Annotated in this window: 2 protein-coding genes and 1 pseudogene; all 3 read right to left on the bottom strand. The window is 49.3% G+C overall.

What is annotated here, in order from left to right; all coding sequences use genetic code 11:
• Window positions 1–1,925: AAA family ATPase (locus AOQ57_RS05605; RefSeq protein WP_093626026.1), on the bottom strand; the 1,925-nt coding region annotated here is incomplete at its 3' end.
• The gene (locus tag AOQ57_RS05600) at window positions 1,926–2,615 is read right to left on the bottom strand and encodes a tetratricopeptide repeat protein (RefSeq protein WP_093626024.1); all 690 of its coding nucleotides are present in this window, start codon (window positions 2,613–2,615) and stop codon (window positions 1,926–1,928) included. It abuts the gene before it with no gap.
• Window positions 2,616–2,630: 15 nt separating this feature from the next.
• Window positions 2,631–2,805 (bottom strand): annotated as a pseudogene (locus tag AOQ57_RS08305) (histidine phosphatase family protein); the annotation flags it as partial.

Raw genomic sequence — 2,805 nt, 5'->3', positions numbered from 1 at the left:
CCAACCCGTAGCTCACGGCTACGTAGCCGGTAAGTAGCTGGATTTAAACTTGTCGGGTTCAAATGCTCTTGCAGGTAGCTATTAAGCATGTCGCGGTGCCGCCGGAGGGGGGTCAAAATCTGAATATCTTGAATATCTAAATCATGGCCATTTAGGTAAGCATCCACCAGCTGGCCAACCCGGGCAGGAACATTCTGAGCCGGGGTCGTTACGAAGATACGCTTTGGGTACTTGGTTGCCGGACTTGGGGCAATAAAGGATTCATCAACGTCCCCCTTATTGATCCGCTGAGCCAAGGGAATTAAGGATGAGTCAGTATCCTGACGGTAGATTCGTTCCAAACGAACCTGAGGTAGACAGTTCGACTCCAAGAGGTCACGAAAGACCTGACCAGGGCCGACCGAAGGAAGCTGGTCGAAGTCCCCCACCAAGACCAGGTGAATATTACTTGGAATAACGGCCATCAATCCCCCCATCAACAGGGTAGAGGTCATTGACATCTCATCGATCACAAGCATTTGGCCTTTATTTTCTAAGGGCGCTGGCTTTTCAATTAGCTTAGCAGCGGCGTTATCGGTCGCAATCCCCAAAAAATGATGGATCGTCGATGCAGCAACGCCTTCGCCAGTGATCGCCTGGCGGGCCTGCTTAGCTGCTCGCCCAGTCGGGGCCACAAGCTGAACCTGCTCACCGTCGCTCCACGTATGGCCCTTAACCCCCTCTTTTTTTAACAGGAGCTGGTAGGCCCGAACAATTCCGTTTAAAATTGTTGTCTTTCCGGTCCCTGGTCCCCCGGTTAAAAGTACCACTGGTGATTCAAGGGCCATCTGGATAGCGGTACGTTGCTGATCATCATAATCAACGTTCTGCTCCTTGGCCACCCGATCAACAATCTTTTCAATCCGCCTCTTTTGTTTGTCACTTTGCTTGGGGGCCATAGCCATCATCTGGTGAAGGCGGCTGACAATCAGGTTTTCGGCGTGGTAAAAAAGGGCCGGGTAGATTCCTGTTTCTGGCTCCTGATAAAGCTTCTTTTGCGTCAGTAAAATTCCCAACCGCGAGGTCAGCATCTTCTGGTCGACCGTTGCAGCGCCCTGACTCAAGAGACTCTTAGCTCGGTTCAAGAGTAAGTCAGGGGATACAAAAGAGCCGGAGTTCTCGGTAACCAGGGAAAAGGCAGCAAATAATAGGGCCCCATCAATGCGACGTGGATCATCAATTGCCACCCCCTGGTATTGGCGGGCCGCTTCATCAATCTGGCGAAAGCCAATTCCCAGCTGCTCGTAGTCGGCCACAACCTGATAGATATTTTCATCTAAGATCTTTAAGATCCGCCCCTGGTAATGATCCTGCAGCCGACGGATCATCCAGGCCGAAAAGCCCAGTTGCATCAAACGTCGATTTGCCTTGCTAGATTGATCATCCTTAACAAGACGTTTAAAAAAGGTCCTGAGCTTGTCCATGTCGTCTTCCGTAAGGCCGCCGACCAATTCAACAGCATCTGCATCCCCGATCAAGGTGCTCATCGCCTGCTCACCCAGGGCGTCATAAATACACTTGGCCACCTGCTTTTGATCGCTGACCTCCACCTTGTTCTTCTTCAAAAAGGCGGCTAATTCACTTTGATCGTGGGGAAGTTGGTGGCGAAAACCCGTAAAGTCAAACTCAAAACCATAACGGGAATTGTTGACAACTTGCCCTTCGAATTCAAACTCATCGCCCTCATTGATCTCACCAACATTCCCCTTAACGGTGATCTCCTCCGTGTCCCAATCAAAGGCTGCAGTCAACACCGTCACCGCCAGAATACCAAAGGGCGGGTTGGAAAAGATAACTTTTCGCACCCGCCCCGTAAAATGGGTTGGTCCCGTCTCTTGGACCTTTTCATCATGGATTACTGGCTGGGTATAATCCCGATACACCATTTAGCGATCCCCCTTATCGCCCAACTCCTGTAAGGTTTTTTCAATCTCAGCAATCCGCTTTTCGCTCTTCTTATAGTAATCCGGATTTAGTTGTTGTGCTTGTTCCAAAAAGCCCTGGTAGGGTTCTCCAAGTGCCATGGCCACCAGTCCACGGTTGAATTGGGTATCCGCCCGCCCCGGGTGGCGAACTAAAATCCGGTCATAGTACTTCTTGGCCTGGGTAAATTCACCGAGCGCCAGAAGGGCATCACCTAAGACCTGACTGATTTCCGGGTCATTTTCTTCTAGTTCATGGGCAGTTAAACCGTACATCACGGCCTGCTTATACTGACCCTTTTTAACGTAGGACTGGGCTAGCATCAGATAGGCATCGGCCTTCATCTTCTCATCTTCGATCTGGTTATAGTATTCAATGGCCTTATCAACCTGGTCAACCTCGTAATACAGATTCCCCAGCCCATACTTCAAGAAGGTCACTGCCCGTTCATCCCCACGAGTTTCAAACAGTCCTAGTGCCTTTAAGAAAAGTTCTTCTGCCTGCTCATAATCGTGAAGGCGGGTTAAGAGTGAGCCCAACTCGTAGTAATTATTGAACTTGTTTGGGTCTGCGTCGATAGCAGCAACTAATTGGTGCACAAGTTGTTCTGATTGACGCTTTTGGACTTCTTGTTGCTTTGCTTCTTTTTCCATTACTATTTCACCCCGTTATACCGTGTCCGTTGGATCTGCTTTGCTACGGTGCAAATACGATGTGTCATTCCATTTAACCAGGTTAAAGTGCACTTGGTCGGTGGTTTCAATAACTGTTGTTGACGTATTTGAGAGTCCTCCGCGTTTTTTTAATTCTGCTAAAGGTACTCCCAAAATTCCGTTAATCCCG

Origin of the sequence: Limosilactobacillus gorillae, assembly GCF_001293735.1 — a bacterium.
Lineage (GTDB): Bacteria > Bacillota > Bacilli > Lactobacillales > Lactobacillaceae > Limosilactobacillus > Limosilactobacillus gorillae.
Note: the sequence above shows the minus strand (reverse complement) of the source record. Positions and strands in the feature narration are given on the sequence as shown.